This is a genomic window from Rugamonas rubra, from assembly GCF_900114705.1.
In the GTDB taxonomy this organism is placed as follows: domain Bacteria; phylum Pseudomonadota; class Gammaproteobacteria; order Burkholderiales; family Burkholderiaceae_D; genus Rugamonas; species Rugamonas rubra.
The window spans coordinates 1-4,753 of sequence record NZ_FOTW01000060.1 but is presented as its reverse complement, the minus strand read 5'-3'; the positions used below and the strand labels follow the sequence as shown (position 1 = coordinate 4,753).

Annotated in this window: 3 protein-coding genes; all 3 read left to right on the top strand. The window is 55.0% G+C overall.

Annotated elements, in window-relative coordinates; all coding sequences use genetic code 11:
* Positions 1–3,327 (top strand): hemagglutinin repeat-containing protein (locus BM252_RS29585; protein ID WP_174900731.1); only part of this gene is annotated, 3,327 nt, incomplete at its 5' end.
* Between the two features lie 9 nt (positions 3,328–3,336).
* Positions 3,337–4,098, top strand: coding sequence for a hypothetical protein (locus tag BM252_RS30740; protein ID WP_139236826.1), 762 nt, complete (start codon positions 3,337–3,339; stop codon positions 4,096–4,098).
* A 269-nt stretch (positions 4,099–4,367) separates the two neighbouring features.
* The coding region (locus tag BM252_RS29580; RefSeq protein WP_139236825.1) for a hypothetical protein at positions 4,368–4,753 on the top strand (386 nt) is incomplete at its 3' end.

The window sequence follows — 4,753 nt, the reverse complement described above, 5'->3', positions numbered from 1 at the left end:
GGCTTCAGCCTCAATCTGTCGACCGGCATCGGCTACAGCAAGAGCCAGGACGACAAGCGCGGCAACGGCGACACGGTGCGGCAGATCGGCAGCGTGCTCAGCGGCGGCAGCATCGCCGCCACCAGCGGGCGCGACACGCTGGTCAAGGCCAGCACGGTGGTGGCCGACGGCAAGGTCAGCATCAACGCCACGGGCGACCTGAGCATCGTCAGCGCGGCCGACCGCGACACGGGCGACTACGCCACCAGCAGCAAGAAGTCGGGCACCATCGGCAGCAACTTCCAGCCGGCCATCGGCACCGTCAAGACCACCACCGACGGCAGGCACGCCAACAGCACCCAGGTCGGCAGCCAAGTCGCCAGCCTGGGCGGTGACGTCGAGCTGACGGCGGGTGGCCGCTACACGCAGACGGCCAGCCAGGTCAAGGCGCCCGGGGGCGACATCGCCATCACGGCCAAGGACGTGCTGGTCAACGCCGGCTATAGCACGACCGACAGCACCGACCACACGACCTACGCCAAGACGGCGATTGGCGGCACGGTCAGCGTGCCGCTGATCAACGCGGTGAACGGCATCGTCAGCATGGCCTCCGCCGCCAAAACGACAAAGGATCCACGCATGCAGGCCTTGGCGGCAGCCAGTATGGTCTCCGGCGCGTTCGATGCCGCCAAGAGTGCCGCGGATCTTGTCGGCGGCAGCACAAAAGGCATCAAGGTTAGCGTTAGCCTCGGGAACTCGAAGAGCGAGACCAACTCGGTGCAGAGCGCCTCCGTCGCGGTGGGTTCGACCATCGCGGCCGGCGGCAGCGTCACGATCAAGGCCACCGGCGGCGGCAAGGACAGCAACATCACCGCCATCGGCAGCGACATCAGCGCCGGCACGGACGTGATGCTGAACGCGGGCAACCAGGTGAACCTGCTGGCGGCGGAAAGTACTGTGAGCCAGCACAGCACCAACAGTTCCAGCGGCGCCAGCATCGGCATCGGCTTCGCCTTCGGCGGCCAACAGAGCGGCATGACGTTCGACTTCGCCGCGTCCAAGGCGCGCGGCAACGCCGACGGCGACGATCTGAGCCACAGCAACACCCACGTTACCGGTGGAGCCTTGGTGACGGTGACGAGCGGCGGTGACACCAACGTGAAGGGGGGCGTGATCGCAGGCGATTCCGTGTTGGCCGACGTCGGCGGCAATCTCAACATCGAGAGCCTGCAGGACAGCAGCACATACAAGAGCAAGCAGGTTAGCGGCGGCTTCGGCGTCTCCCTCTGCATACCGCCAGTCTGCTACGGCATTAGTTCGGTGAGCGCCAATCTTAGCAAGTCCAAGGTCGAGGGCGACTTCCTCAGCGTGATCGAGCAGAGCGGCATCAAGGCCGGCGACGGCGGCTTCGACCTCACCGTCAAGGGCAACACCGACCTGAAGGGCGCTGTGCTGAGCAGTAACCAGACAGCGATCGATGACGAATTGAACAGCCTGGTCACGGGGAGCCTGACCACCAGCGATTTGCAGAACAAGGATCACCATGAGGCCAGCGGTTTCAGCGTGAGCGGTAGTGTTAGCGGAAAATATGGGGATCAGAGCGATGCGAAGGGCGCGTCCAACCAAGCTGCCGCAAGCGATGATAATCGCGCCGGTCCTGGGGGCGGCGCCGGATTCGGTAGTGCTTCGGGTAGCCAGCAAAGCGTTACCTTGACTGGAATAAGTGACGGTTTCATCGACATCACCGACGGCGCGCGCCAGCGGGAGTTGACGGGCAATACGGTCGATCAACAATTGGCCGGACTGAATCGCGATGTCAGCACCGAGAAGGACGGTAGCGCCGGCTTGATCAAGGGCTGGGACGGCAAGGCGCTGGAATTGGATGTAAACACCCAGACGGCAATTGTCTCGGCGTTCAGTCAGATGGCGGCCAAACGGATTGGTGACTATGCGGCGAAACAGGAGAAAGCACTAACTAAAAGCGGCGATCTTCTTGAAGCGAAGAAATGGGCCGATGATGGCGAATATCGGATAGCCGCCCACATCGCCGCCGGCGCACTAGGCGGGGGACTTTCGGGAGCACTTGGAGCTGGATTGAGCGCTGAATTGATGCCACAGATTGGTAAATTGATCAAAGGTACTGATCTACCCGAGCCGGTGCAGCAGGTACTAGGGGCGGCGGCGGCGGCCGCGATTGGCGGGATAGTAGGCGATGCATCCGGCGCGATGGTGGCTTTGAACGTTGATGTAAATAATCGGCAGTTGCATCCCAAGGAAATTGACTGGGTTCTGAAAAATGTTAAGGATTTCTCTGCGCAGCTGAGCGATAAACTAGGGAGACCAGTGTCTGAATTGGAGGCGGCACGTTGGTTGACCAAGGGCGCCGAAGGAAATGTAGATAAAGTATATCAGGATTTGAACGGAAGTACACTTGGAAGCGCAGCTTCCGAAGAGCGGCAAGCGTATATGTTCGCAAAGCAATATATAGCGGTAAACGCTAAGGGAGGTTTTATTGATGAGAATGGCGTGTCGCAAAAATTATTTGTTGCAAAAGGTGGTGATTTATATAATTCTTCTGTCTATTCAGATTATAGGGATAGTAAGAAATACAGGGATTATTTCTGGCAGGTGGTTGGGGATAATATTAAGCCTAGCAATCCAACATCAGATGAGTTGGCGGTTTATAACGAGCGGGAAAAAACTAGATTAACGAATAGCGTAAAAGATTTGCTAGTCGGACTAACGCCAGGACTTCTTGTTGGGAGTCTTGTTGGAGTGAGAAATAGTGTAAGTCCGATATGGCGGGATTCATCCTCAATCGGAGAAAGTGTTCCAAGCACTCCGCGCCGTGTTTTTGCTGGAGTTGAACTTGATTCGTACTTGCCAGATCCGGCAGCGGGATTGGGCTATGTTCCAAAAATGGTAAAAGGCGGGACCGAAGCCAATCTATGGTCGCATTGGGTTGGATTTCAAGCAGAACTTAATCTGGCTAATATAATTGCAAAAACTGCTAACCAAGTCGTCATTAAATACGGGGATGCTATCGGAAGAAAAGGTGCTGATATTATTTCGGTTGACGTTAGTAGTGGCGATGTTACAATGTGGGATTCGAAATTTCGCTCCAGTTCTAAAAATATAGGGAATTCACCAACGTTCGAAAATGCCAGAACCTTGAATTCTGCAGTACTTGAGGCTATTGATAGTATAAGTTCCTCGCGTTTACCGCCAGCAGTGAGGGACGCTGCCATTAGAAATTTGGAGAATCGTTCGTGCTCGACCCATACGGTTGGCAGTGGTAGCGTAAAAAATAGTATTTCTAATAAATATTGCAATGGTAAAAAATGTTAAAGGAGAATTATGATTTTTAATCCTATCAGGATTCGTGAGTCTGTGAATGAGGTCGGTATAAAAAGGCTGCTTGAAACGGAATTTGATGCCCAACGTCCCATGGGGAATGTTGCTATTATGCAGTTAAATGAAATTATTCGACTATACCTCGTAGGTATGCGAGAGCAAGTATCGCCTTTGCTCTCCAAAAGAATTGATTGGATAAGTTTTGCTATTGAAAAAAATGAAGATTTCGGCGAAAGTGGGAATTTTCATCAGCAATCGTTGAGATGGGCATTGGCGATCGGAATATGGATGCGTGATCGAGTGAATGCTGCTGATGTTTGGGGTGCAGCCAGAGATTTTAATGCTGCTGCATTATTTGACAAAAATGTATTTTCAAAAAGTGAGCTATCGACGGATCGTCTTGATGATTATATGGCTCTTTGTTGTCAGTCTGAGCAATATGAAGCAGGGGTGATAGAATATGAGAAATATTCCACAAAGAAAAATATTTCATTGAAGAGAACTCTTAAGCCACGTGATTTTGGTTATGTAATTTGTTTGCATGAATTGTGTGGGCAGTTTGATAAAGGGGATATTTTGAATGCGGGGCGAAAGATGCTTAAGGCGAATTTGGAAAATAACTGGTTAAGCTATGGGCAATATTTGGTGGCCGCTACTTGGTTGAAGATTGTCTATTGGAGCGAAACATGTAATATTCTGCCGGGGGAGATCATATTGAAAGCATACGAAGATATGCCGAATGTTCCTCGGCCAACATTCGTATAGTTGGCTCTATGCCGTTTCGTGTGGAATTTGACTTCAGGCGGCATGCCGCGTAACGCCGAAATCGCGCGGCACGGCAGCGCGCAGCGGATTGGCCGGCAGGTGTTTGAGTTTGGCCATGCGTAAATAGGCGATGGCGATGAAGTTGGCGGCGGTGCGGCGGCGGCACCATCGACAACAGCAACGCCGTCGTCGGCGGCAAGCTGCTGCTGACGGCGCAGAACCTCAACAACAGCGGCTCGGCGGCCCTGCTGGGCGCCAGCGGCGCGGAGATGCGCCTCGAGGTGGCGGGCCAGCTCAACAACACCGCCGGCGCCACCATCTACAGCGCCGGCTCGCTGACGGTGGCCGGCGGCGCGGGCGGCGGCGCCGTCGGCCTGGTCAACAACGTCTCCTCGACCATCGAGGCGGCCAAGGACCTGACCCTGAGCGCGGCCAGCCTCAACAACATCCGCGAGAACATCACCGTGGAAAAGGTGCAGACCGTCGACGAGACCAAGGAGATGGTGCTGCCGAGCTGGTACCACCATGGCAACAACCCCAAGTACTACGACACCAACTCGTCCAACTACCAGCCGCACGAGGTCTACTTCGTCGACCCGGCCGACATCCTGGAAAACGCCACCTACATCACGCCGGACGGCAACACCATCGGCCG